The following is a 26,031-nucleotide window of genomic DNA, read 5'->3' on the forward strand; positions in this document are numbered from 1 at the left end:
GATCCATTTTTGGATCGGCTTTTTTATTGCCTGAATTTCACGCTCCCGACGGGAACCGGCAATAAAAATCCCGCCCCGGCGCAAGGCCGAAGCGGGATTTGGGTCAAGCAGGCTTACTGCTGCAGGTCGATCGGCGTGCTCGACACCATCGGCGCTGCGCTCGGCACACCGATCTCAGTCGGCAGGCCATCTTCGGCAGCCACCACATCACGCACCTGATCCCAGTTCACCCGCAGGTGATTGGCCAGGTCTTCACGCTTGAGCAGGGCGTTGATCACCGCCGTATGCTTGTCGACCACCGAAGGGGTGCCGTCGTCGTTCAGGGGCGTATGCGCTTCCAGGTACACCTTGCCACCGCGGCTGCCGAACTTGTAGGCATCGTTGATGATGCGCACCGACGTGCCCACCGGCACCATGCTGGCCATCTCCAGCACGTTGTTGTTGAACATGCGGAAGCAGCCATGGCTGGTACGCGTACCGATACCGAACTTCTTGTTCGAACCGTGGATCAGGTAACCCGGCGTGCCCAACGTGAACTTGAACGGCCCCAGGGGGTTGTCCGGGCCGGCGGGCACGACATTCGGCAGCGGGTCGCCCTCGGCGGCATGCTCAGCCTTGATCGAAGCGGGCGGGGTCCAGGTCGGGTTCGGCGTCTTGGCGATAATGCTGGTATGGGCGACCGGCGAGCCCCAGCCTTCACGACCAATCCCCAGCGGGAAGGTGTAGACGACGTTCTGGCCCTTCGGATAGTAGTAGAGACGGTATTCGGCGAGGTTGATCACAATACCTTCGCGAGGGCCTGGCGGCAGGATGAACTGCGTCGGCAGCACGATCTCGGTGCCCGCGCCGGGCAACCAGGCATCGACGCCCGGGTTGGCGGCGACCATCTCCGAGTACCCGAGGTCGTAGGTGGTACCCAGGTCGGCAAAGGTGTCTTCGTATTTGGCCTTGATCACTTGGACCTGGCCGACAATGTCTTCACCGGGTGGTGGCAAGGGCAACTGCAAGGCGGCGGCAGAGCCAGACGCACACAGGGCAGCAAGAGACAGGCAGCAGGTGACGACGGAAAGGCGCGACAACATCCGGTAAATCCTTCGCAGAACGACGGGTAGGTAAAAATCGATTGTATACGTGAAGCGGGCGGCTAGCTGCAAGCTTGTCGCGGCCCCTACAGCTCGAAACGCAGCTCCGGCCAGATTGGCGGCGTGCCGCGCTTCTGGGATTCGAGGATCGCCCGGCACAGAGGGCACAGCCGCTGGTCCTGGAAGATCGAGCGATCCACCGACGACCAGCGTGGCTGCGCAGGCAATAACGTGCCGCAGAGCGTGCGGTCGATCGAGCCCCCCAGCTCCAGTTGACGCGCGACCAGATGCACCCGGACTTCCTGGCAGGCGAACAGATCCAGCTGCTCGTCCGGCTCGATCAGTTGGTAGTTAAACAAGGACCAGGCAGGACGCGACATCGAGGGCTCCAAATCGGGGGGGCGCCACCTTAGCCGAAAGCCTGCCGGTAGAAAAGCGTCATAGCAGCGGTTTTAGCGTCGGCCATACATTTTCCAGCAACTTGCCCTGGGCGCCGACCGCCGGGTGCAGTTGATCGGCCTGCATCAACTCGGGATGGCCACCGACCCCGTCGAGAAAAAACGGCACCAACGGGACGCTCTTCTCCTTGGCCAGCGCACCGTAGACCTCGGCAAACGCCTGGGTGTATCTCGGGCCGTAGTTAGGTGGCAACTGCATGCCCAACAGCAGCACCTTGGCGCCCTTGGACTTGGACTGGTCGATCATCGATGCAAGATTTTGTTTCAATTGTGCGGGAGGCTGCCCACGCAAGCCGTCATTGCCTCCCAGTTCGATGATCACAACGTCCGGCTGATGCGCTGCAAGCGCCGCCGGCAGCCGCGCCAGGCCTCCGGCACTGGTATCGCCACTGATGGAGGCGTTGACCACTTTGTCGTCGAAACCTTCGTGCTTGAGCCGTTGTTCCAGCAAGGCTACCCACCCTTTGCTGGTATCCAGTCCGAAACCGGCACTGATACTATCGCCAACGATCAGGACTGTACCCGCCGCTGCGTTCTGGGCCATGCACATCAAGGCCAGGCCAGCACTCAAAAACCACATTCGCATCGGATTCTCCATGGGCGCAAGCATTCTCACCGCGCGAAACCTTAGCAAAGTGGTTCCCAGCGCGGAAGGTGAACTGACTATCCTGCACGAACTGAGCCTGGAACTGAACCAGGGCGATAGCCTGGCTATCGTCGGCGCCTCGGGTTCCGGCAAATCCACCCTCCTCGGCCTATTGGCCGGGCTCGACCTGCCCAGCAGCGGCGAAGTCACCCTTGCCGGCCAAGCCCTGAGCAGCCTCGACGAAGACCAGCGCGCGCGCATCCGCGCCGAGCACGTGGGTTTCGTCTTCCAATCCTTCCAGTTGCTCGACAGCCTCAACGCCCTGGAAAACGTCATGCTGCCTTTGGAACTCGATGGCCGCAAAGACGCTCGCGAGCGCGCCAAGCACTTGCTCGAACGCGTCGGCCTGGGCCAACGCCTGACCCACTCGCCGCGCCAGCTGTCCGGGGGCGAGCAACAACGTGTGGCCATCGCCCGCGCGTTCGCCGCCGAACCGGACGTGTTGTTTGCCGATGAACCCACCGGCAACCTCGACAGCCATACCGGCGAGCGAATCAGCGACCTGCTGTTCGAGCTCAATAAAGAGAACGGCACGACCCTGGTGCTCGTCACCCATGATGAGCGTCTGGCCCATCGTTGCCGACGCCTGATCCGCCTTGAAGCCGGCCTGATGGTCGCGCCCCTGGAGCCTTGATGGCACGTTTGCCGCTGTTGCGCCTGTTCAGTCTTGCCATGCGCCAATTACTGCGCGATGCCCGCGCCGGCGAATTGCGCGTATTGTTCTTCGCCTTGCTGGTGGCCGTGGCGGCCAGTACCGCCATCGGTTACTTCGGTGCGCGCCTCAACGGCGCCATGATGTTGCGGGCCACCGAGTTTCTTGGCGCCGACCTGGTACTTGAAGGCAGCTCGCCCGCACGCCCGGAGCAGATCCGCTCCGGCACCGAACTGGGCCTCGATCACGCGCGCGTCGTGGAGTTCTCCAGCGTCATCGCCGCCGACAGCGGCATCCAACTCTCCAGCATCAAGGCGGTCAACGAGCAGTACCCGCTGCGCGGCGAGCTGAAGAGCGCAGCCGCTCCCTTTGGGGATGAAACCCCAGGCGGCGGCCCGAAACCTGGTGAAGCCTGGGTGGAAGCGCGGTTGCTGACGGCACTGGGCCTCAAGGTTGGCGACAGCATCGATGTCGGCATGAAGACCCTACGCCTGGCCCGCATACTGACCTACGAACCGGATCGCGCCGGCAATTTCTACAGCCTCACACCGAGGGTGATGATCAACCTGGCGGACCTGGACGCTACTGGCGTGGTGCAACCCGGCAGCCGTGTCAGCTACCGCGAACTGTGGCGTGGGCCGCAAGGCAGCACGGCGTTGCAAACCTATCGTGACCTGGTCAAGCCGGGGCTCGCCGCCAACCAGCGCCTGCAGGATTCGCGGGACGGCAACCAGCAGATCGGCGGCGCCCTGGGCAAGGCCGAACGCTACCTGAACATGGCCAGCCTGGTGGCCGTGCTGCTGGCGGGGGTCGCCGTAGCGCTATCGGCCAACCGTTTTGCCAGCCGACGTTTCGATGCCAGCGCGTTGTTGCGTTGTCTCGGTTTGTCACGCCGCGAAACCATGCTGCTGTTCAGCCTGCAACTGAGCGTACTGGGACTGCTGGCCAGCCTGACCGGCGCCGTGCTCGGCTGGCTGGCGCAGTTCGGCCTGTTCTATTTCCTCCACGACCTGCTCCCCGCAGACGTACCACCGGGCGGGCTGTTACCGGCGGTTGCCGGGATCGGCACCGGGCTGGTTGCCCTCGCCGGCTTCGCCCTGCCACCACTGGCGGCGCTGGGCCGTGTACCGCCGCTGCGCGTGCTGCGGCGCGACCTGCTGCCTATTCCTTCCAGCACCTGGATGGTCTATGGCGCGGCGCTGTTCGCCCTGGGCCTGATCATGTGGCGCCTGAGCCTTGACCTGGTGCTGACCTTCGCCTTGCTGGGCGGAGGCGTGGTCGCCGCGCTGATCCTCGGCGGCCTGCTCCTGCTGCTGTTGCAAAGCCTGCGCCGCCTGTTGGCCCGCGCATCCCTGCCCTGGCGCCTGGGCCTGGGCCAGTTGCTGCGACACCCATTGGCGGCGGCCGGCCAGTCCCTGGCGTTTGGCCTGATCCTCTTGTCCATGGGCTTGATCGCCCTGCTGCGCGGCGAGTTGCTCGACACCTGGCAAAACCAGTTGCCCAAGGACGCCCCCAACTACTTCGCGCTGAACATCCTGCCCGCCGACAAGGAAGCCTTTGGTGCACGCCTGCTGGACCTGCAGGCGCAATCGGCGCCGCTGTATCCGGTGGTGCCAGGCCGACTGATCAGCATCAATGGCGAACCGGTACAGGAAATTGTCAGCAAGGACTCCAGCGGCGATCGTGCCGTGCAACGTGACCTGAGCCTGACGTGGGCTGCCGACCTGCCACCGGGCAACACCCTCACCGCCGGCGCCTGGTGGGCGCAACAAGCGCCCGATGATATCCCCGGGGTCTCGGTAGAAGCCAAGGTCGCACAAAGCTTGAAGCTCAAGCTTGATGACCACCTGGTGTTCAGTGTCGGCGGTGAAAATCGTGAAGCGCGGGTCACCAGCCTGCGCACCATCAATTGGGATAACTTCCAGCCCAATTTCTTCATGATTTTCCAGCCGGGCACCTTGAAGGACTTGCCAGCCACCTACCTGACCAGCTTCTACCTGGCCCCCGGCCACGACCAGCAGATCGTCGACCTGTCACGCGCCTTTCCGGCCGTGACGATCCTGCAGGTCGAAGCCCTGCTGGAACAACTGCGCAGCATCCTCGCCCAAGTGACCCTGGCGGTGGAATATGTGCTGCTGTTTGTCCTGGCCGCGGGGATGGCGGTGCTGTTCTCCGGCTTGCAGGCGACCTTGGATGAGCGAATCCGTCAGGGCGCGTTATTGCGTGCGCTAGGCGCGGAACGCAAGTTGCTGGTCAAGGCACGGCGCATCGAATTCGGCTTGCTGGGTGCAGTCAGTGGCTTGCTTGCGGCACTGGGCACCGAGTTGGTGACCTGGGTGTTGTACCGTTATGCCTTCGACCTGGTCTGGCACCCGCACCCCTGGTTGTTGCTCCTGCCATTGATCGGTGCCGTGTTGATCGGTGGCGCCGGGGTCTTCGGAACGCGCCGCGCGCTGAATGCCAGTCCACTGACGGTATTACGCGAAGGCTGAAACGCCGATGGCCCGTGCTCTTCACAGAGCACGGGCCATCCTTGCCTACTTCACATACTCGATACCGGTAATCCACCAGCACACTTCGCCACTCGGGGTCTGTACGATGGCCTCATCATCGACTTGCTTGCGCAACAACGCGCGAGCCATGGGCGAATCGATGGAAATGTAATCCATCCGCTCATAAATCTCGTCATAGCCGACAATACGAAAACGCTTGGTCTCACCCTGCTCGTTTTCAATATCGACCCAGGCACCAAAAAAGACTCGCCCTTCCTGCTCGGGCATGTACTCGACCACGCGCATGTCTTCCAGGCGCTTGCGCAAGTAGCGCACCCGCCGATCGATCTCACGCAGCAGCTTCTTGTTGTACTGGTAGTCCGCGTTTTCGCTGCGGTCTCCCAAGGAAGCGGCCCAGGTCACTTTGCGTGTGGTGTCCGGCCGCTTTTCTCGCCACAGGTAATCCAGCTCTTTCTTCAGCGCCTCATGACCTTCTTTGGTAATCAGCTTGGTACTCAAACGCGTGCATCCCCAGGCAATGTCCATTGATTCCAATACGCCGCAGCATCAAGGCCAGGCGTCAGCGAACAGAGAGTGATGATAAATGAACGCGACAAAGTTGCCAGGCCGACGGTCACTATCAGGTCAAACCGAGATCGCCCAAAAATCGTCGCTGGGTTGAGCCAGCTCAGTCTTGGCGAGACAGTCCAGGGTCTGATCCAGTTCGGTCAGCATTGCGTGCAGGTTTTGTCGCAGGCCAGACAGTTGCGCAATCGTAACCGACACCTTCTCTGCCCGCAGGTGAACCAACGACTCCTGGCTTTTGATCTCGGAGACACGCTTTTCAAGGGCATGAGCACGCTCATCAAGTTGGCGCTGCTCATGCTGCTGCGCGCTCGAATCATTCGCCAACTGGGCTTCACGGCTGTCCAGCGCCTGGGCCTGCAACTGCAGGGTGGCTTCTTTTTCCAATGTTCGGTTAACCAGTTCCTGACGTTTCTGCTCCAGATCCGCCTGGTCCTGTTGCAACCGGACGCGCCATTGCTCAAGTGCCTCCTCTTGCTTGAGAACAACCTGTTTCTGTTGCGTCAAATCCTGGGCAACGCGTGCAAGGTTCGTCAGGGTGCTGTCCACCTCAAACAACGAATTGTGTTCCGGCTGGGCGCCCAACGTCGGTCGCGCACCAAGCACCGGAGGAACAGGCGCCAGCTCAGTTGATGCAGGGACTATGGGAGGCTCCGGCTGGGGTTCCGGCTGAGGCTCCGCCAGTTGTTCAAGCAGGGGCGGCTGGGCCGAGTCAGGCTGGCTCGCCACCTTGGGCGGCGAGACCATCTGCGAAGAAAAACGAATGGACGGCACAATCAAAGTGGCACTTTCGATGGCCGGTGATGCAGGAGCAGAAGTGCCCAGTGTGATCACCTTCATCACCAACGCTTTCTTGATAATTACGGAATGATGATCCTCTGGCCTGGCAGGGGGCAACTTGCAGCCTTTCAAATCGACAAAGTGATAGGGAATCTGGGTTTCAGTAGTGTTGCCGGATCTGGCACCTGACGCTGCCAGGGTCAATATTTGTTTAAATACCCGCATTGCAACTTGCAGGTCTTCCTGAGCGTCGACGCCGCCCAGAAAATACCGCTCAAGTTTCTTACGCAATGCGGCGACGTATACCCGCGAGTTCCCAGGCTCCGTTTCTTCATCGAGACTGTAGACAAGAAAGTTCGAGGCAATTTGAGGAACAGCGAAACCACAGAGCAGTGCACCGTTGACCGGAGCATCCTCACCGGAGCGTTCAAGAACAAGGGTACGTAAAAGCATCATGGTTGTCGGGCCTCATGACGATAAGCAAGTCTTATTTAAACATCAGATAAACATCTGACCATTAATACGCATTAGTCACCGAACGATTGTTTCAGCGCACTCTAATCCTGAACGTAGGACTTGTCTTATTAACGTAATTCAGCATTTTCAATCTCAGACATTAAAAGTACCATTTTTAAATCCGAGCCCCTGTCCCTCTCAACCAAGGCGCTTTCCTCTTCATATACACCCCGAACAATCAGCAGAAAAACATAATGATCGAGATAAGCAGCCTGACCAAATACCAGGGTAAAAAGACTGTCATCAGTAATGTTTCATTTTCTGCCCAGCGCCAAGAATGCCTTGGATTATTTGGAATGGAGGGCGCAGGTAAAACCACACTTCTGAAGATGATAGCGGGTTCACTCCGCCCGTCTTCAGGGCAGGTGAACATTCTGGGGTTCGATCCCCAAATCCATGCACACCAAGCCCGCATGGCCGTTGGTTATCAGCCCGAGTCCGGCATCAACCACCTCAGGATGTCCATCAGGGACCTGCTCGACTACATCGCCTCCCTCCGCGGATTCCAGGGTGCCGAAAAGCGCAGTCGGGTGGAACGCGCCGTCACCCGGCTCGAATTGTCATCGGTACTCAGCTATCCGATCCACACACTGCCCCCGAGTCTCAAGCGCAAAGTCGCGATTGCCCAGGCCATCCTGCATGACCCAGGGGTCCTGTTGCTGGACGAACCCTTTGACGGCCTGGCGCCGCATCAGCAAGGCAAGCTCAGGACACTTATCCAGTCCCTGACCGAAGAAATGACCGTCATCGTCGCTTCACGCGATTGCGAAGCACTGGCCGGCATCTGCACCCGTGCCCTGGTCATCGGCGGTGGACGCCTGCTGGCGGATGCGCCGATGCCCGAGTTACAGCGTAGCTCCCGGCACTTCCGCGCCGTGACCCTGGCCTCGGAGTCCGCGCCTGATTTACTGGCCCTCGCGGTATTACCAGGCGTTGCAGGTATCGAAGAGGATCGCCACAGCCCTGGCACGGTGACCGTTCTCGCAATGCCAGGCCACACCATTTACCCCTCTGTCAGCGCACTGATTACCGACCGGCACTGGCCAATACACTCACTGAAACTGGAGCCAGGCCGCCTGAATGATGTTGTTCATCACTTGAGCCAAGAGGCTTCCCTTTGAAACTGCTGCTCCCCGTTTTCAAGCGCCAGCTTGCAAGCTATTTCTCTTCACCGGCCACCTACCTGAGCATCGCCATCTTCCTGGTGCTTTCGGCATCACTGGGGTTGCACACCAGCGAACTGCTGGAGCGAAACAGCAGTGATTTGCAGGCCGTCTTTGAATGGCACCCCTGGCTGTACCTGTTACTGATCCCAGCCCTGTCGACGCAACTCTGGGCGGACGAGCACGGGAGCGGCTTTGGCGACCTGATAAAAACAATGCCTATCAAACCCACCCCACTGGTGATGGGTAAATTTCTCGCAGCCTGGGTTGTTATTGGCGTGGCATTAGTGCTGATGTTTCCGATGGTGATGGCAGTCAATGTACTGGGACCGGCGGATAATATGCTGATTGCCTCGCAATTCCTGGCCAGTTGGTTGTTGGCCGGCAGTTACCTGTCTGTAGGTTGTTTTATTTGCGTATTAACCAGCCGGCGCCTGGTCATTTTCCTATTGACGCTGAGCCTGCTATCGGCGGCCAGTGGTTTGGCCTCCGTACTTGATGCTCTTGAACATCAAGCGCCAATATGGGTTCTCGACAGTTTGATGTCCCTTAGTCCATCGTTGCGCTTCAGCATCATCGATCACGGCTTGCTGACCCTCCATGAAAGCCTTTACTTCATCAGTATGATGTTTGCCTTTCTCTGCGCGACAACTATTACCCTCAACTATAAAAACAGCTGAGAAGGAGCGTTCTCGATGCGATCCGCTCTGCGCACCGGTATGACGCTGAGTGTCATATTGTTACTTTTCCTGGCATTCAATCTGGTGTGGGTTGTTAAACTTCCTGATCTACGCTGGGACTTTTCACAACAAAAAAACAATTCGTTGTCGCCTGCCGTAATGCAATTACTTGCCACATTGGACAGCCCACTGGACTTTTACTATTTCAACGCCAGCAAGCCCGCCTTGAAGAGCAATACGTTGAAACAGTACGGCAAACGCGTCGAAGCAAAACTGAAGGCCTTCGAACAAGCGGCCAGAGGCAGGATCAACCTGCATATTATTGATCCCGCACCTTTTTCAGAGGACGCCTACAAAGCGGGGCTTTATGGCCTCGACGATCAGCAGGGTTTCCTGGGCCTGATCGGCACCCGCGACGGTCAGGCCGCACAGCGCATCGAATCATTCAGACCGGACAGGGAACACTTACTGGAGTATGAAATCAGCCACCTGATCAGCCAGTTGCTCCACCCCACCCCTCCTGTTATCGGACTGCTATCAGGGCTGCCTGCAGGAGAGCTGATCGAGCCGCTCGTGCAAGAACTGCGTGGCCACTTTGACCTTATCGAGTTGGAGTCGAGTGCCCACCCTATCCCTGCGCGTATCAAAACCCTGATGCTTGTGCACCCGCGCATGCTGTCCGAACAAACCCTTTACGCGGTAGATCAGTTTGTACTGGGGGGCGGCAAGTTATTGATGTTTATCGATCCACAGAGCGATATGGATCCAGAGACACCCCCCACTGCCTCCAGGCTTGACGGGCTGCTTGTTGCGTGGGGTATCCATATGCAAAGCGACAAGATACTGCTCGATCGTACCTACGCCTCATCGGAGCATGAACCCGGCCTGCTGACGCTGCCGCGAGAAGCGATGAACGAGAGCGACGTCAGCACCTGGAAACTGGAATCGGTGACGGTGTCAAACAGCGGTGCCCTTCTTCCCCTGGACAACAGCCGGACCACCTTCACCCCGCTGTTGCAAAGCTCCAAGCAATCAGCCTTGCTGGAACCGGGCGCACCGGACAGCGAAATCGTCCCACAAGGCGAACATCACGTCATCGCGGCTCGCATTGAGGGGGCGGCTTATTCGGCGTTTCCTGACGGCATTGACGGGCGGCCACCCGGACTGCAAAAAGCCGCCCTGATCCACGTCGTGGTGGTTGCCGACACGGATGTACTCAGCGAGGAAATCAGCAGTTCGGCACCACACGGCAACAGCCTGTTTGTACTGAACACACTGGATAACCTGGCAGCCCCTTCTGTACTTACGGACATTCGACCACGCGTGATGACGCGTTCGTTGCAAACACTGGCCAACCTGCGCGAAACCACCGCACACGCCTATCAAACTCGGGCGAACGATCTTGAGCGACGACTGGCGCAAACCGAAAAGGAATGGCAGCGCCTGAACCCCGAGGCGACGGCCCTCGGCACCGAGGTGGTCGATACCAATACCCAGTTGCAAGCACTCAACAAAGAGCGCTTGCGCTTACCGATGGAACTGCATGCGCTGAGGATGGAGGCCTACGCGCCGCTGCATCGCCTGGAGCGCAAGGTGAAATGGCTGGTGATAGCACCCATGCCTGCATTGCTCTGCCTGCTTGCCGCGGGGCTGTTTCGATGGCAGCGTCGCCATCGGCCGATACCTGCCACCGCGCTGTACTGAAGGCTCAACGGCGCGCAATCAGGCCTTGTCGTGCAATGCGCGTCAATTGGCGAATCACCTCGGCAGCGTCGCCAGCAGTGGGGGCCTGGATCACCGCAAGGTCAAAACTGTTGCTGGCGAAGCGTGCGAGGGAATCGCCATCTTCGACAAACTGGATCAGGAATGCCGAAGGCCGGCCGGTGCGACGTGGCCAGCCGTCCAGGTAACGCAATAGCGTCGGCTGGTGCTTACCGCCCAGGAGTATTTTTGGATTGCGTTGGGTGAGGTCCGCGGTGATCGGGGCCAGGCGTATGAGGGGGCGTAGTGCATTCATCGTGTCGAGTCTCTGCCTCAAAAGTCTGCGGGCAGGTGAGAGGCAACACCGAACCAGCGCTTTAGCGGTATTTCGAAGCACGCTCCTTGAATGAGAGCTGACTTCTGTCGGGCTGCATCGAGTCCCAGTGGCGCCCCGCAATTAGCTGTTTAAATCGGCGCATGGGCAGCATCCTAGAGAAGCCGGTGGGGCGGTGTCAAGAATCCCAGGCAACGAAAAGGCCCGCACAGGCGGGCCTTTCCAGGGTTTTGCGCAAGGATCAGTGGGCGATGGCGCGGTCGGCAGACAGTTTGCCAGCGCCTTCCAGCAGCACCGCCAGCGAGCCGCCCAACAGGGCCAGTGCGAACTCATAACCGTTGTTGGCCATGAACAGACCGTTGTGGATATGCACCGAGAAGATCGCCACCAGCGACAGGATGGTCAGGCCCAATGCCGCAGGGCGTGCCAACAGGCCAATGATCAACGCCAAGCCAGCGAAGAACTCGGTCCCTCCCGACAACAGCGCCATCAAGGTGCCTGGCGCCAGGCCAATACTTTCCATCCATTGGGCAGTGCCCGCCAAGCCGTAGCCACCGAACCAGCCAAAGAGCTTTTGCGATCCGTGGGCGGCAAAGATGATGCCGACGACGATGCGTAGAATGGTCAGGCCATAACCGGCACGGGTGAACAGGAGGTTTTTGATCAGTGGGCTCATGGTGCGAATCCTTTTTAAAGTAGGGGTTGGTTGGCCGCTATATTAATCAGTTTAGGCAATGATAAAAGCCGAAAAAATGCCTTATAAATATCGATATATTCGATTATTTTCGTGAGGCGATTTTTGGCCCCGACGGCTCCAGGGACTCCCGTTCCCGATCAAACGCCAGATAGTACTTATTGACGCTATTAACATAGCTGACGCCGCTCATCCCCACCTGCTCCATGGCAATGCGTTCAACCTGGAAGAACCACTGGTTGGGGTTAAGCCCCCGGCGTTTCGCCTCGGTGCGCATGCCCTGCACCCGCTCCGGCCCCATGTTGTAGGCCGCCAGGACAAAAGCCATGCGTTCGCGCTCGTTAAGCTTGGGGCTGGCGAAAAACTTGCGGCGGATCATCGCCAGGTAGCGCGCCCCCGCCTGCACGTTGTTGTCGAGGCTTTCGATATTATTGACCCCCACCCGCTGCGCCGCCGAAGGCGTGATCTGCATCAACCCCGTGGGCCCGCCGCTGTTACGCGCGCCCGGGTCGAGTGCCGACTCCTTGAAGGCGAGTGCGGCGAGGTTCAGCCAATCCATGCCCTGCTCGCGCGCGTGTTTTTGCAGGATGGGGCGCAGTTTCTCCAGGCGCTGGCGGTCGATCCGGGCCAATGGGTTACGTACTTGATAAAGGCGACGGTAGATCCGTTGGAACGCCACATCCTGATCGGAAGGGGTTCGGTAGCTCTTGAGGAAACGATCGATACTCGCCCGCAGCATCGAAGCATCCTGGCGCACGAACCAGTACTCATCACCCGGCTCGTTGATAACCACCTGTTTGTCGAAGCGCAATTTGGGCAGGATCTTTGACCAGCGCTCGGCAATCGGCTTCTCGACAATGGTCAGGTGGAATATCCCGGCCTGGACCATCTCCAGCACATCCTCCACGGCCAGCGTCGGGTCGACCCATTCCACCTTGATCGGCGGCTGCTTGTGCAGGGCCAGTTTCTGATTGACCTGGCTGATGGCATCCGCCGCTGCACTGCCGGTGGTCAGCGCCAGGGTGCGCCCGGACAGTTGCTCCAGCTTGGTAAAGCGTCGCTCGCCCTTCACCCCGACCAGCCACAACGGCACACCGCTGGCGATCGGGTCACTCGTACTGATCCTGTGGGCCGCCTTCATATCCAGCAACTCACCTGGCGCCACCAGGTCGCCTTCGCCACGCGCCAGCGCACCGAGCAGTTGATCCTTGGCCTTGGGGATGATCTTGAGGTTGATTTCCTGGCCGTCACGGGCATGGCCATTGAGGTATTGCTCGAAGGCGCGCAGGCGATGGTATTCGACACCAATGGCCTGGCCCTGAATCTCACCGGAACTGTTGCGGCTTTGGTTGACCAGCACGCGCAGGGTGCGACTGGAGCGAATCTCCGCCAGGTCGCGGACCTTGCTGGGCTTGGTCACTTCCAGCGGCCCGTCCAGACGCGCGACCGCCACCATGGGCAGCAGTAACGTCAGGCACAATATAAGCAACGCCGAGGGTCGGATCATCCGCTCTCCGGAAAGAATACTGGCCAGCACCTTCGCGAAAAACGCAGGACTGGAGGTCAGAAACAGAGCGCTTTATGCGCTGGCAAGGCACGCAACGGCGGCATCAGGCAGGGCGACTCGCCAACCACAATGTCGCTTGCGACGTTCAAAGACAGCTATAACTCGTTGTAGTTCTTCGTTTTTCTTATAAATCTACAGCTCTGATATGCTTTCCGGCCGCAGGCGGAGATAGCACCATGCAACTCATTGATATCGGCGTCAACCTGACCAACCCCAGTTTCGACGAGAAGCACCAGGCCGTTCTTGACCGAGCCTATGCCGCTGGCGTGCAACAATTGGTGCTCACCGGCACCAGCATCGAGGGTAGCGAACAAGCGCTGGAGTTGTGCATAAAGCTCGATGAAAGCGGGCAACGCCTGTTCAGCACCGCCGGCATCCATCCCCACGCCGCCAGCGATTGGAACGGTGATAGCGACCAGCGCCTGCGCGGCTTGCTCAACGAAACGCGCGTTCGCGCCGTAGGCGAATGCGGGTTGGATTTCAATCGTGATTTTTCCCCGCGCCCGCAGCAGGAGAAAGTCCTGGAGGCGCACTTGGCCCTGGCCGTCGAACTGAAGTTGCCAGTGTTCCTGCACGAACGTGACGCCAACCAGCGCCTGCTGGACATCCTCAAGGACTACCGCGACCACCTGACTGCCGCCGTGGTGCATTGCTTTACCGGCGAACAGTCAGCGTTGTTCAGCTACCTCGACCTCGATTTGCACATTGGCATCACCGGCTGGATCTGCGACGAGCGCCGTGGCACACACCTGCACCCACTGGTCAGGGAAATACCCCGAAACCGCCTGATGCTGGAGAGCGATGCGCCCTACCTGCTGCCGCGCACGCTGCGCCCCAAGCCAAAAAACGGTCGCAATGAACCGGCCTACCTGCCAGAAGTGCTGCGCGAAGTTGCCCTGCACCGCAACGAAAGCATGGAAGACCTGGCCCGGCACAGCACCGCCTGCGCCCGCGCCTTTTTCGGGCTGCCTGTCGTGGATTGATGCGGCGCATTGACCCACGTCAAAATGATTTTCCTCAATAGCGGCACTATAATGGCACCTTGCCAATGCTGTTTCCGCTATCAGAGAAAACCTTCCATGGGTGCCTGGCTTAGCAATATCTCGCTGAAGTACAAATTCTGGGCCGTCAACGCGGTCGCCTTTATCACCACCCTGCTCCTGGTGCTGTATGCAGTGCATCTGGAACAGCAGTCGCGCAGCCATGCATCCCAAGCCGCGGCACAAACCGAGGCGCGCCTGCTCAGTGCGTGGCCAGCCGACAAGGCGCTGCCCAAGGGTGACTCTTGGCTGACATTTGCCCGTGGCCAAGCCCCACAAATGGCCGATCAAGACCTGTCAGCCCTGAACAGCGCCAGCGGCTGGGTCGAACTCAATCACCTGCCACTGTTCGGCGAAAACCCACTGATGGGCGCCGAAGTCATCACGCGCGCCGATGGGCAACAGGTCGCCGTGCTCGCCTACGCACCGAGCCTGAGCCAGGTGTTCAGTGAACGCTTCGCCAACTACGCCATCGCCGTGCTGATCCTGATGCTGGCGATGCTCTGCGCCTCGCAGTTGCTGATTCGCTTCCTGCTCAGCCAGCTCAACACCCTCAAGGATGTGATGCTGCACGTCGAAAAGACCGGCGACCTCTCAGCCCGCGTGCCTCTGGCCTGCAAAGATGAAGTCGGCCAGATGGCCAGCGCCTTCAACGCCATGCAAGCCGGCTACCAGCGGGTGGTCAACACCGTGGCGCGCACCGCCAAGCTCCTGGACGACGGCGCCGCGCGATTGGCCAGCAGCATGAACGAAGTGCAGCACGGCATGCTCGGCCAGCAAAGCGAAACCGACCAGGCCGCCACCGCGATCAACGAGATGACCGCCACCGTCTACCACATCGCCCAACATGCCGGCGCGACCCGTGACCTGTCCCAGACCGCCGACACCCTCGCCGGCAGCGGCCAGGAAGTCGTGACCCGGGTGCAACACTCGATTGCCGGGCTGTCCAGCGGCGTGCAGCAGACCGCCGAGATGATCCAGAAACTCGCCGAAGACAGCCAGAAGATCAACAGCGTGGTCGGCGTGATCCACAGCATTGCCGAACAAACCAACCTGCTCGCCCTCAACGCCGCCATCGAAGCCGCCCGCGCCGGTGAAATGGGCCGTGGTTTCGCCGTGGTCGCCGACGAAGTGCGTAACCTGGCCAAGCGCGTGCAGAGTTCCACCGACGAAATCACCCGCATGGTCTCGGCCCTCCAGGCTGGCACCCGCGACGCCGTAGACTTTATGCAGGAAAGCTCGTTCAAGGCCGACGACTGCGTACAGCAGGCCCAGGAAGCCGGCGCAGCACTGGCCGAAATCACCGGCGCCGTGGCGCAGATGCGTGAAAGCAACACCCAGATCGCGGTTGCCGCCGAACAGCAAAGCCATGTGGCCGAAGAAATGAACCGAGCGGTAGTGAGCATTCGTGATGTGACCGAAAACACCGTGCAACAGACGGTGGATTCGGCGACCACCAGCAATGAGCTGGCGACCTTGGCTGGGGAGTTGAGCAAGGCGATTGGGCAACTGAAGCTGTAGGGCTTCTCCACCTGTAATCCGACTCCTACGATCGACTCCCCGTTTACCCGAAGTTTTGGCGAACCCTCCTAGCCGTCCTGGCGAATAGCGCCGACTTCTTTACCTGACGAACCTCTCCAAAGTCTCTCGCCTGATCATTCAGTGCGAGGGACCGCCGATGTACCCACCCGTTAATGCCCCGGTTGTCGGGGCTGCCTCTTGATTCCTGTCATTGCCAGTTTTGTCCTGGCCCCCATGGATGCCGAGGCGCCGGACGTTGAGCGCGTCTTTCGTGACTTGCGCGGTTGCCTGAACACCTTTGATGAGTGGGCCGAGAGCTTCTGGAGCGTTTCGGCACTGGCAGTGGAGCAGGTGTTCAAAGTTGGGGAAGAGGTGGCGTTGGTGGCGCCGGCTTCTTCCAACGCCCCAAGTAAAACGGTCGCCATGTGCAATACCCAGGGATCGTTGACTCTGGTGCATATGTTCGAAAGCACTCGGTTTGTGCCGATCGGCAATACGCCGGTGATGCTGCAAGCCATTACCCAGGACGGCGGCCCGCTCGGCGCACCACTCCATCGAACCATCGGTCCCAGCGGCATCCTCGAAATCACCGAGTGTGATCGCAACCAGCAGTACCAAATCACCTTCTATCCCAACGTTTCCAAGGATCACGTCAAGGCGCTGTATGCGTCTTATCAGTCGGTGATCGCGGGCTTGGAAGGTCACCTGCGTGACGAATGGACCAAGACCTTCCAGCCCCAGTGGGACGACTTCGCCAACGCTACGCGGTTCGAGCGCAGCGCGATGCAGCGCTTGGCCTTTTCCACCGGGATAGCCAAGGCGCTCTACAACCTGTGGGACAACATTACGCAGCTGTATGACTTGCTGGCGAACCTCAAAGCCAACGGCGAGAAATTGCTGCAGTACATCACCCAGGCCGAACTTGATGAATTGCTGAGACTGGGCGACGACACCCTCGCAAAGGGGCTGTTGGTGCTCAGCGATGAGCCGCTGCTGTTTATCTACGCGTCGGCCATGGTCAGTTGGATACGCCTGCTACCGCCGCCCGAGATGTATGAAGTGCTGGGCGAGATCACCGGCGAAGTGTTGATCAATCTATTGCTGATCTGGGCGACCCGTGGCATGGGCGTGCAGATTCGCCTGGGCGCTCAGGTGCTGGGGCATATCAAATCCGGACGAGCGCGCCAGTGGCTGGAGATGCTGGCCGATCAGTTGGTGGGGCCGAAGTTGGACGCGCATGCCGAGGCGTTGAAGCCTTTGCTGCTCGGTGGCTCGGCGACAGCGATCAAGACTGTACCGGTGGCGCCGTTGAAGGCTGGGGAGCACGTGGTTTCGAACCCGGTGCCGGCGGTTCGTAACAAGACACAGAAGACGGTGTTGGTCAGGCAGGAGCCTGTCGATGATGCGCCTGTTTCGGGGAAAAACCCTGCGGGGGATGCTGCCGCGTCTTCGGATAAAACCGTAACCAACGGCTGCCCGGTGTCGATGGTTACCGGCGAGGAGCTGCTCACCCTCACCGATGGCACGCTGGACGGGATCTTGCCGTTCGAGTGGACCCGGTTGTACCGCACCAGTGCGGTGGAAGTGGATTGCGGGTTGGGGTTTGGCTGGAGTCACGCGCTGGCGCACAGGCTTTCTGTGGTGGGCGATTCGGTCGTCTGGATTGACCATGAAAACCGCACGACTGAGCTCCCGCTGCCCACCGCGGCTCGCCCCGCGATCACCAACAGCCTGGCTGAAGCGGCGATCTATCTAGGCGCTTCGCCGGATGAACTGGTGCTGGCCCAGGCGGCGCGGTTTTATCACTTTCGCGACGGTGTATTGGTCTCGATCAGTGATGCGTATGACAACCGCCTGCGAATTTTCCGCGACGTATTGGGGCGCATTGAGCGGTTGGATAACGGCGCGGGCCGGTCGCTGTTTTTGCGCTATGAACGGGGCCGCATTGTGGCGGTGGACTACCAGGTTCAGCGCGCCAAGGGGCATGAACCCTACGTATGGGTGACGGAGCAGCACGTTGTTGCCTACGCCTATGACGATGCCGGCCGACTGGTTTGCGCGACCAATGCCGTCGGCGAAAGCGAGGTTTACCGCTACGACGATAAGCACGTCATTCTCGAGCGGCAATTGGCCGGTGGGGCGAGTTTCTTTTGGGCGTGGGAACGGTCTGGCAAGGCGGCGCGATGTGTCCGGCATTGGGCCAGCTTTTCGCAGATGGACACGCGCTATGTGTGGAGTGAGGACGGGCGCGTCACGGTGCACAACGCCGATGGCAGTCAGGAAGTGTATGTCCATGACGACCGGGCGCGGCTGGTGCAGCGGATTGATCCGGACGGTGCGCAGCACTTCAAATCCTACGATGACAAAGGTCGGCTGACGGTCGAGCAGGACCCGTTGGGGGCGGTGACGGCGTATCAGTACGATGAAGCCGGGCGCTTGGTCGCGCTGTTTCCGGGGGATGACGAGCCGACGTCCTACGAGCATGACAATGGCTTCGTACGGGTTGTAAGACGGGGTCTGGCGGTCTGGAAGTACGAGCGCAATGACCAGGGCGATGTCATTCGTAAGATCGATCCCGACGGCCATGTCACTGACTACAGCTACGACCAATACGGACAACTGGTGGGGGTTTGGCACCCGGATCACAGCTGCCAACGGCTGGTGTGGAATGAGCACGGGCAACTGCTGGAGCAGACGCTGCCCAATGGCGGTGTGCGGCGCTATCGCTATGACGACTTGGGTCGACAGATTGCCCGCGAGGATGAGCATGGCGCGCTGACCCAGTACCAATGGGATGCCGCCGGGCGCCTGGTCAAGCTAACCCAAGCGGGCGGCGCCACGCGGGAATACAGCTACAACCCCTACGGAAAAATCACCGCCGAACGCGATGAACTCGGGCGTGTCACCCGCTACGAATACGCCGACGGCTTGCACCTGATCAGCCGCCGTATCAATGCCGATGGCACCCAGGTCCACTACCGCTACGACAACGCCCGGTTACTGCTGACCGAGATCGAAAACGAGGTTGGCGAGACCTACCGGCTCGACTACCACCCCAACGGGCTGATCCAGCAGGAAGTCGGGTTTGATGGGCAGCGTACGGCTTATGCCTACGACCTCAACGGCAACCTGCAGGAAAAGACCGAACACGGCGACGATGGCAGTCAGCTCGTTACTCGTTATGAGCGAGACCACGCCGGACGCCTCGTACGAAAAACCCTGCCCGACGGCAACCTTGTTGAATATACCTACGACCGCCAAGGCAACCTCCTCAGCGTCGACGACGGTCACTGGGCGTTAGCCTACGAATACGACAGCCAAAACCGCCTGACCGCCGAACACCAAGGCTGGGGCACCTTGCGCTATGGCTACGACGCCTGCGGTCAGCTTCAAAACCTGCGCCTGCCCGACAACAACCGCGTGGTGTTCAACCACAGCAAAGGCGGCCACCTCGCCACCGTCGAGTTAAATGGCGCACTGCTGACCTCTCATCTATTCAAGGCCGGCCAAGAACACCAACGCCAACAGGGCCAGCTCCTCAGCCACTACCACTACGACGAACAACACCGCCTGCACGCCCACACCGTCGCGCAACAGGACACCCACCTTTACCAGCGCCACTACGACTACGACAAAACCGGCAACCTCACCCGCTTAGTCGACAGCCGCAAAGGCGAACACCACTACCACTACGACCCCCTCGCCCGCCTCACCCGCGCCGACCACACGCAAGACCCGCACGAACGCTTCGCCCACGACCCGGCCGGCAACCTGCTCATGCAAGACCGCCCCGGCCCCGACATCGTCGCCGGCAACCGCCTGATGATCCAGGGCGACCGCCATTACGACTACGACGCCTTCGGCAACCTGATCCGCGAACGCCGCGACAAGGGTCACCAACTCGTCACCGAATACCGCTACGACTGCCAGCATCGGCTGATCGGCATTACCCAGCCCAACGGCCAAACCGCGAGCTATCGCTATGACCCGTTTGGGCGGCGCATCAGCAAGACCGTGGATCGCATAACCACGGAGTTTTTCTGGCAAGGCGACAAACTCATCGCCGAGCACCACGCCGAAAAGCATCGCAGCTATCTCTACGAACCGGACAGCTTCCGCCCGCTCGTCCTGCTGGAAGGCTTCGGTCCAAAAGAAACGAAGCCTTATCACTACCAACTCGACCACCTCGGCACACCCCAGGAACTCACCGCCCCCGACGGTGAAATCGTCTGGTCCGCGCACTACCGAGCCTACGGCGAAATCACCCGGCTAGACATCGGAAAAGTCGACAACCCGCTGCGTTTTCAGGGTCAGTACTTCGATCAGGAAAGCGGACTGCACTACAACCGTCATCGCTACTACAATCCGGATGTTGGTCGTTACCTGACGCCGGATCCGGTGAAGTTGGCGGGTGGGGCCAATGGGTACCAGTACGTGCCCAATCCTACGGGGTGGATAGATCCTCTAGGATTGAACGCCAACTGTCCGCCCAAAGGAAAAAAACAGCTCGCTTGTAAAATACCGGATGAACCGGACGCCCCCGATATTTCGCGCAAAGGTGCGTTCAGAGAAGCCAAAAGAGATGCCAATATACCCATGATGCAGAGCCCTGATATCGTCGTAGACCCAGAAACTGGAAAAGCCAAACAATACACGATTGAAAAAATGACGGACAAAAACAAAAAAACAGTTTTAGATGAAACCGGCAGAGCGATTAATACAAGAGTTTATAAATTTACACGACCAGACGGCTCAAAAATCCTTATTCAAGACCACTCTGCCGGCCACAAATTCGGCAGGATAGATGGCGTCGGAGACCATTCATCGCACTTCAACTTGCGCCCCATCGAGAAGCCTCGGAAAGGATATATTCCAAAGGCAAAGAAACACTATCCTTTTAGGAAATAAAAATGAAATACTGGAACGAATTAGACGGAAGCATATTTTTTAGTAAGATATTTAGTCTTCCTATAAAAATCGGTAAAATTGCTCTTTTTTCTTTAAGAATAGAAAATGATCAGCCTTGTGTCGGACTGGGCTTCGACATACCCGAATTCCCAGACAAGCTTCCTGAAAAATGGAAAAACAAAGGCTACAACACCTGCAGAATAGGTATAACCTGCAACGAAATCGAAGATTTAAAAATACAAAACATACCTATTCATAAAGAGTTTCTTGTAACAATAGAAAAACAAAATAACCATTTCAAATTCAAAGCAACCAACGACAGTGCGCTGATAGAATTCAAAGCTAAATTCATTTCACTTAGTGACCCTAACGTTTACATAAACGGACCGGACGATTACTTCTTCAAATAAATATTTATCATATCCAAAAGCATCGCACTCGACCCAGTCGAACTTAACGAAAAAAGCACAGAATACAGGAGCAGAACCATTTATAACCTGAACATTCGATTCACTGCTCCATTAAATAAATGGGCGTCCCCGTTACCGTATTCCCTTCAGGTTCTATGATGCAGAAACACATAGTGTCGCCCAGCTCATTTGCCACTCAAAACACTTGCCTTCCCTAAACGAAACCATTCACAAAATAAACTTGGAAGAAATTCAGCAAAACGGTGTTTACGAATACATCCATAGGTAATGATTTTAGGAGTGCGACATTCATTTTATTTACTTTACGTGTGTGCCCTCTCAGAAGAGCTGAATACCGGACTGCTAGTCGATACCTATTATTTCGTGCTAACTATAGACCCCATAGCCAACCCCAATTCGCCCACGCGCCCCACCCCCACCTAAACTCTCCCCATGTTATTTCAACGGACAGAGGATTCACCATCATGGGCAAACGTCATCCCAATCTCCCCGCCTGGCAATGGCGCAACTACCCGCAAAACCATCAGCACCCGACCAACCTGGCGCTGCACTTGATCGCCGTGCCGCTGTTTATCATCGGCTTCCTGTTGATCGTTTCCGGTGTGTTCAGCCTGAGCTTGGCCAGTTTTGCGGTGGGTGTTGTCGGTATCCTCGCCGGCCTGGGCTTGCAGCGGCAGGGTCATCGCCTGGAAGTTCAAGCCAGCGAGCCGTTCAGTGACCGTAAAGACGCCGTACAACGCTTGGTCGTCGAGCAGTTCGTGACCTTCCCACGCTTTGTGTTGAGCGGCGGCTGGTGGCGCGCCTGGCGTCAGCGCCACTACCACTGATAGCCGGTTTAGGCGAAGACCACCACGGTCTGGCGGCTGATTGCGATCAGTTCGCCGGTCGGGCTCCATAGCGCAGCGGCGGCGTGGCCGTAGCCGTCGCGGGCGTGTTCGATGTTGACGTGATACTGGCACCAGTCGAGGGTGGTGAGGTTTTGCAGCGGCTGGATGAATTCGATGGTCCAGGTCAGGGTGCTGCCCGGCGCCGGTTTCTTCAGGTGCGGGAGCAAGGCCGGTGGCCACGCGTCGACAAGTGCGAGGATGTGCGCTTCGGTCAGTGGTTCTTCTTTCACATCCCCACGTAATCGAACCCAGCCGCCCATGTCACGGGATTTATTGCCGGTAAATGGCAGGCCGCCGACACTCCAACGCATCGCCAGGTGCCGCATGAATTCGGGGGTGACGCCCTTGATATACGGCAGTTCCTGGCACTCATCCCAATGCTTGAACGTCGGTGGCGGTTCGCTCCCGACCAAGATCTGCGACTCGCGGGACGCGCCGAAACTGGCCTGCACCAGCGTCGCAACTTCGCCGTTTTGCACCACACGACCGAGCAACTGGCTGACCGCCTTGCCTTCGCGCAGCACTTCGACTTGATAGCTTGCGGGTACATCGGGCGCAACCGGACCGACGAAGGTAACCGCCAGCGAGCGCAATGGCCGATCGGCAGGCACGTGGGCGCGCAAAGCTTCGTATTGCAAAGCGACGACCAGGCCGCCGAAGGTCGCACGGCCCTGGGCCCATTCTGCGGGGATGGTGATATCCAACGGGTGGCTACGGGCAGCGTCGAGCAAATCACTAAAGCGCATGGCGACCTCACATCAAGAAAACCGATGCTGGATCTTAACCATCGTGACGGCCAGGTACAGCGCCTATTCCGGCCAAAAGCCGGACCGGTTTAAAAACAATCGACGCTGAGTTTATCCAGCACTCGGTCCGCCTGCCCTTCAGCCTTGACCATGGTGCGATGCCATACCGCGACACACGGCTGCAGATCGGCTTGATGTTCGGCCTGGGCCAACCATTGCCAGCAATCATGCCAATCGCCAAGCGCGCCTTGGGCATCCTTCAGGCGCGACAGGGCTTTGGCCGGGAGCTTGTCCAGTTCGGGGTAGGCTTCGGCGGCGTAGCGCACGCGCTTGATCAGCAACCGCAAGCGGTGGCGATCATGGCTGGGGTCCTTCAGTGCTTCGTCGAGTTTCTGCCATTGCTTGGCCAGGCGTTTCTCGATGCGCAGGCGCAAGCCCTTGAGCAATTTCTGGTGTTGGGACGCTCGGATAAACCGTGGGAATGCATCGAGAATTTGCAGCAGGTGAGCCAACTCAGGACCTTGAGCCACCTGGCGGTAGGCATCGGGCTGCAGCCGCAGGCGGCGGTCGGCGGCGTCGTGATGACCATGCTGGTGCAGGTAGGCGGCCAGTACTTCACGGTCACGCAGCGGAGTGGTCAATTGGCCGACCGTGCTGGCGGCCAATTCAAGGTGTTCGACGCCCGGCAGCCCACGCAAAGGGCGCAACAAGCTGCGCAGGCGTCGCACGGTAGTGCGCAAATCATGCAGGGCTTCATCATCGGTAACGGCGGCAAGGCGAGCCTGGCAGCTCAGTAACCCTACTTCCAGGCCAATGACCTGAGCGACTAACTGATCGACCAAAGCTGACATCCTGCCCTCACTTCTCGATGAAAAACCCTATTCGCTCCCTGGGATCAACGCCCAGCGCGCGACTCACGAATATAGAACCGCGCCTTTTCAGCTTTGTTGGAGCAGCCTTCGAACGCTTCAAACTGTTGCTGGGTCTTCGCGCCTGTCAACAGGGACAAGGCCTTGGAATAGCTCACGGTGCCGGCAAAGCCTTCGGCCTTGGCCAGGTCCAACTCTTTCCACGCTGCATCCAATTGGGTGCCGCAGCTGTCGCGGTATGCGGTTTTCCCGGCGCAACCGGCCAGGGCCAACATGATCACAGGCACACACATCCAGGCTTTCATCGATGACACCTCAAAATAAGAAAAACAGTCGTACGGTGTAGACGTTGCCTACAAGGAAAAGTGCCTTATCCATAGCCTGAAATCAGAAGCGCCTATTGCCAGAGCATACCCGAGCCGAGGCGCTATTCTGGAAAATTATTGCACGGTTCATGAAGATTGAAGCAGCCCCCTCAATGGGTGCATTGTGAGCGCCTGCTTAATGAAGGACATCGACCATGAAAAAGCGTGTTGCCTTGGTGCTGGGCTCCGGCGGGGCCCGGGGCTACGCCCATATCGGGGTGATCGAGGAAATCGAACGGCGCGGCTACGACATCGCCTGTATCGCAGGCTGTTCCATGGGCGCGGTGGTGGGCGGGATCTACGCCGCCGGCAAGCTCGATGAGTATCGAAACTGGATCGAAAGCCTCGACTACCTGGATGTCTTGCGCTTGGTGGACGTCAGTTTTCGTCTCGGTGCGATCCGTGGCGAGAAAGTCTTCGGGCAAATCCGCAAGATCGTTGGCGAAATCAATATCGAAGAACTGCGCATCCCCTACACGGCCGTGGCCACCGACCTGACCAACCAGCAGGAAATCTGGTTCCAGGAAGGCTGCCTGCACCAGGCCATGCGTGCCTCGGCGGCGATCCCCAGCCTGTTTACGCCCGTGATGCAGGGCAACCGCATGCTGGTGGACGGCGGCCTGCTCAACCCGCTGCCGATCGTGCCCGTGGTGTCGAGCCATTGCGACCTGATCATCGCGGTGAACCTCAACGCCACCAACCAGAAGCACTACCATTTACCCGTGATCCCACGCCCGCCGGCATTCAAGAGCCGGTTCAACAGCCTGGCGAAGTCACTGGGTTCGCACCTGCCGTTTCGCCGCAAGCAGGCCGAGCAACTGATGAAGCTGGAACAGGAAGCCTTGCAGGCCCAGGCGGCCGAGATCAACCCATGGCTGGAATCGGCTGAACCCGAATCCCAGCAACCTGCCGCCGCGCCCGAAAAGGCCGGGGCGCCGAAATCGGCCACGGGCTCGTTCATCATCGATAACGTCGGGCCGGCGTCGCTGCTGGACTTGATCAACCAGAGCTTCGAGGTGATGCAGACGTCGTTGGCGCAGTACAAGATCGCCGGCTATCCGCCGGATATCCTGATCAACGTGCCGAAACGGGTGTGTCGGTTTTTCGAGTTCTACAAGGCGCCGGAGTTGATCGCCCTGGGCAGGGAGATTGCCAGCGATACGCTGGATCGCTATGAAAGTGAACAGCGCTGAACGGTGTGCTGGGGCTGAGGGCTAAGCCCCCAACAACCGATACCCTACCCCCGCCTCGGTCACGATAAACCGTGGCTGCGTCGGATCGTCCGCCAGTTTCTGGCGCAGATGGCCCACCACGATGCGCAGGTAATGGCTGTCTTCGATGTGGGTGGGGCCCCAGATGTCCTTGAGCAATTGCTGCTGGGTAATCACCCGCCCGGGGTGGCGTGCCAGTTGTGCCAGCACTGCGTACTCCTTACGGGTCAGCGCCACTTCCTCGCCATCCAGCAACACGCGACGATAAGCCAGGTCCACCGTCAGCGGGCCGAAACTCAAGGCCGCTTCCTGGGCTTCTCCCGCAGGCGCCTGACGCAGCAATGCACGCACCCGGGCGAGAAACTCCTGGATGCCAAAGGGTTTGGTGACGTAATCGTTCGCGCCTCCATCCAGGGCCTCGACCTTCTGTATCTCACTGGCCCGTACCGACAACACCAGGACCGGCACCGTCGACCATTCGCGAAACTCGCGCAGCACTTGCTGGCCGTCCATATCCGGCAGGCCAAGGTCGAGCACCAGCAAGTCCGGCTTGCTCAATGCCGCCTGCGCCAGGCCTTCGTTGCCGCTGCCGGCCTCGATCACTTTGTACCCCTGGGAGGCCAGGCTGATGCGCAGGAATTTGCGAATCTGCGGTTCGTCATCGATGACCAAAATCGTCGCGGTCTGGCTCATGGTGTCCAAT

General features: G+C 59.1%; 23 protein-coding genes. 11 read left to right on the forward strand and 12 right to left on the reverse strand.

From position 1 onward, the window contains the following. Nucleotides 1-113 precede the first annotated feature (113 nt). The 3 genes from QU606_RS07230 to QU606_RS07240 form a co-directional block, all read right to left on the reverse strand. Nucleotides 114-1,082, reverse strand: coding sequence for a L,D-transpeptidase family protein (locus QU606_RS07230; protein WP_024074209.1), 969 nt, complete (start codon nucleotides 1,080-1,082; stop codon nucleotides 114-116). An 86-nt stretch (nucleotides 1,083-1,168) separates the two neighbouring features. After that, nucleotides 1,169-1,462, reverse strand: coding sequence for a hypothetical protein (locus QU606_RS07235; protein WP_016972348.1), 294 nt, complete (start codon nucleotides 1,460-1,462; stop codon nucleotides 1,169-1,171). 58 nt (nucleotides 1,463-1,520) lie between these two features. Further along, nucleotides 1,521-2,126, reverse strand: a complete 606-nt coding sequence (locus tag QU606_RS07240) for an arylesterase (protein ID WP_024074207.1) — start codon at nucleotides 2,124-2,126, stop codon at nucleotides 1,521-1,523. A 10-nt stretch (nucleotides 2,127-2,136) separates the two neighbouring features. Between QU606_RS07240 and QU606_RS07245 the strand changes: the two genes are divergently transcribed. Continuing rightward, a complete protein-coding gene (locus tag QU606_RS07245) occupies nucleotides 2,137-2,820 on the forward strand; it encodes an ABC transporter ATP-binding protein (RefSeq protein ID WP_024074206.1) in 684 nt (227 codons plus the stop codon). After that, the gene (locus QU606_RS07250; RefSeq protein WP_024074205.1) at nucleotides 2,820-5,330 is read left to right on the forward strand and encodes an ABC transporter permease; all 2,511 of its coding nucleotides are present in this window, start codon (nucleotides 2,820-2,822) and stop codon (nucleotides 5,328-5,330) included. Before QU606_RS07245 ends, QU606_RS07250 begins: the two co-directional genes overlap by 1 nt. Nucleotides 5,331-5,375: 45 nt before the next feature. On the opposite strand, the gene greB is transcribed toward QU606_RS07250, so the two are convergent. Together greB and QU606_RS07260 are read right to left on the reverse strand one after the other, a co-directional pair. Beyond that, on the reverse strand, nucleotides 5,376-5,849 hold the full coding sequence (greB, locus tag QU606_RS07255) for a transcription elongation factor GreB (protein WP_041161124.1): 474 nt from the start codon (nucleotides 5,847-5,849) through the stop codon (nucleotides 5,376-5,378). Between the two features lie 126 nt (nucleotides 5,850-5,975). Then, nucleotides 5,976-7,151, reverse strand: a complete 1,176-nt coding sequence (locus QU606_RS07260) for a hypothetical protein (protein WP_193690360.1) — start codon at nucleotides 7,149-7,151, stop codon at nucleotides 5,976-5,978. A gap of 254 nt (nucleotides 7,152-7,405) precedes the next feature. On the opposite strand from QU606_RS07260, the gene QU606_RS07265 reads away from it, so the two are divergent. The 3 genes from QU606_RS07265 to QU606_RS07275 are packed head-to-tail and all read left to right on the forward strand — an operon-like array spanning nucleotide 7,406 to nucleotide 10,758. Next, complete coding sequence (locus tag QU606_RS07265; protein ID WP_193690359.1) at nucleotides 7,406-8,332, forward strand: ABC transporter ATP-binding protein; 927 nt, start codon at nucleotides 7,406-7,408, stop codon at nucleotides 8,330-8,332. Continuing rightward, nucleotides 8,329-9,054, forward strand: coding sequence for an ABC transporter permease (locus QU606_RS07270; protein WP_304998251.1), 726 nt, complete (start codon nucleotides 8,329-8,331; stop codon nucleotides 9,052-9,054). The genes QU606_RS07265 and QU606_RS07270 overlap by 4 nt, the downstream gene beginning before the upstream one ends. Nucleotides 9,055-9,069: 15 nt before the next feature. Next, on the forward strand, nucleotides 9,070-10,758 hold the full coding sequence (locus QU606_RS07275) for a Gldg family protein (RefSeq protein ID WP_304998252.1): 1,689 nt from the start codon (nucleotides 9,070-9,072) through the stop codon (nucleotides 10,756-10,758). Nucleotides 10,759-10,762: 4 nt separating this feature from the next. On the opposite strand, the gene QU606_RS07280 is transcribed toward QU606_RS07275, so the two are convergent. The 3 genes from QU606_RS07280 to QU606_RS07290 all read right to left on the reverse strand — a co-directional run bounded on the left by QU606_RS07280 (nucleotide 10,763) and on the right by QU606_RS07290 (nucleotide 13,290). Beyond that, nucleotides 10,763-11,071, reverse strand: coding sequence for a hypothetical protein (locus QU606_RS07280; RefSeq protein WP_041160873.1), 309 nt, complete (start codon nucleotides 11,069-11,071; stop codon nucleotides 10,763-10,765). Nucleotides 11,072-11,330: 259 nt separating this feature from the next. Then, on the reverse strand, nucleotides 11,331-11,765 hold the full coding sequence (locus QU606_RS07285; RefSeq protein WP_304998253.1) for a DoxX family protein: 435 nt from the start codon (nucleotides 11,763-11,765) through the stop codon (nucleotides 11,331-11,333). A 103-nt stretch (nucleotides 11,766-11,868) separates the two neighbouring features. Next, nucleotides 11,869-13,290 carry a transglycosylase SLT domain-containing protein gene (locus QU606_RS07290; protein WP_304998254.1) on the reverse strand — a complete coding sequence of 474 codons (1,422 nt, stop codon included), beginning with the start codon at nucleotides 13,288-13,290 and terminating at the stop codon, nucleotides 11,869-11,871. A 236-nt stretch (nucleotides 13,291-13,526) separates the two neighbouring features. On the opposite strand from QU606_RS07290, the gene QU606_RS07295 reads away from it, so the two are divergent. From QU606_RS07295 to QU606_RS07315, 5 genes are all read left to right on the forward strand, one after another. Beyond that, on the forward strand, nucleotides 13,527-14,333 hold the full coding sequence (locus QU606_RS07295) for a TatD family hydrolase (RefSeq protein WP_024074196.1): 807 nt from the start codon (nucleotides 13,527-13,529) through the stop codon (nucleotides 14,331-14,333). A gap of 96 nt (nucleotides 14,334-14,429) precedes the next feature. Further along, a complete protein-coding gene (locus QU606_RS07300; protein WP_304998255.1) occupies nucleotides 14,430-15,911 on the forward strand; it encodes a methyl-accepting chemotaxis protein in 1,482 nt (493 codons plus the stop codon). Between the two features lie 198 nt (nucleotides 15,912-16,109). Further along, nucleotides 16,110-20,819: an RHS repeat-associated core domain-containing protein gene (locus QU606_RS07305; RefSeq protein WP_304998256.1), complete on the forward strand. Its 4,710-nt coding sequence runs from the start codon at nucleotides 16,110-16,112 to the stop codon at nucleotides 20,817-20,819. Between the two features lie 2 nt (nucleotides 20,820-20,821). Beyond that, nucleotides 20,822-21,229 (forward strand): Imm50 family immunity protein, encoded by a 408-nt coding sequence (locus tag QU606_RS07310; protein WP_304998257.1) that lies wholly within the window; start codon nucleotides 20,822-20,824, stop codon nucleotides 21,227-21,229. A gap of 485 nt (nucleotides 21,230-21,714) precedes the next feature. Continuing rightward, the gene (locus tag QU606_RS07315) at nucleotides 21,715-22,077 is read left to right on the forward strand and encodes an Mpo1-like protein (RefSeq protein ID WP_304998258.1); all 363 of its coding nucleotides are present in this window, start codon (nucleotides 21,715-21,717) and stop codon (nucleotides 22,075-22,077) included. A gap of 8 nt (nucleotides 22,078-22,085) precedes the next feature. Here QU606_RS07315 and QU606_RS07320 read toward each other — a convergent pair whose 3' ends face one another. From QU606_RS07320 to QU606_RS07330, 3 genes are all read right to left on the reverse strand, one after another. Further along, nucleotides 22,086-22,883: an acyl-CoA thioesterase II gene (locus QU606_RS07320; RefSeq protein ID WP_304998259.1), complete on the reverse strand. Its 798-nt coding sequence runs from the start codon at nucleotides 22,881-22,883 to the stop codon at nucleotides 22,086-22,088. 89 nt (nucleotides 22,884-22,972) lie between these two features. Continuing rightward, nucleotides 22,973-23,734: a CHAD domain-containing protein gene (locus QU606_RS07325; protein ID WP_304998260.1), complete on the reverse strand. Its 762-nt coding sequence runs from the start codon at nucleotides 23,732-23,734 to the stop codon at nucleotides 22,973-22,975. Nucleotides 23,735-23,778: 44 nt separating this feature from the next. Next, on the reverse strand, nucleotides 23,779-24,057 hold the full coding sequence (locus tag QU606_RS07330; protein ID WP_024074187.1) for a hypothetical protein: 279 nt from the start codon (nucleotides 24,055-24,057) through the stop codon (nucleotides 23,779-23,781). Nucleotides 24,058-24,272: 215 nt separating this feature from the next. Here QU606_RS07330 and QU606_RS07335 point away from each other — a divergent pair, with 215 nt between their 5' ends. Then, nucleotides 24,273-25,310 carry a patatin-like phospholipase family protein gene (locus QU606_RS07335; protein WP_024074186.1) on the forward strand — a complete coding sequence of 346 codons (1,038 nt, stop codon included), beginning with the start codon at nucleotides 24,273-24,275 and terminating at the stop codon, nucleotides 25,308-25,310. Between the two features lie 21 nt (nucleotides 25,311-25,331). Here QU606_RS07335 and QU606_RS07340 read toward each other — a convergent pair whose 3' ends face one another. Next, nucleotides 25,332-26,021 (reverse strand): response regulator, encoded by a 690-nt coding sequence (locus QU606_RS07340; RefSeq protein ID WP_041160871.1) that lies wholly within the window; start codon nucleotides 26,019-26,021, stop codon nucleotides 25,332-25,334. Between the last annotated feature and the right edge of the window lie 10 nt (nucleotides 26,022-26,031).

Origin of the sequence: Pseudomonas sp. OVF7 (assembly GCF_030644265.1) — a bacterium.
Classification (GTDB): domain Bacteria; phylum Pseudomonadota; class Gammaproteobacteria; order Pseudomonadales; family Pseudomonadaceae; genus Aquipseudomonas; species Aquipseudomonas gorinensis.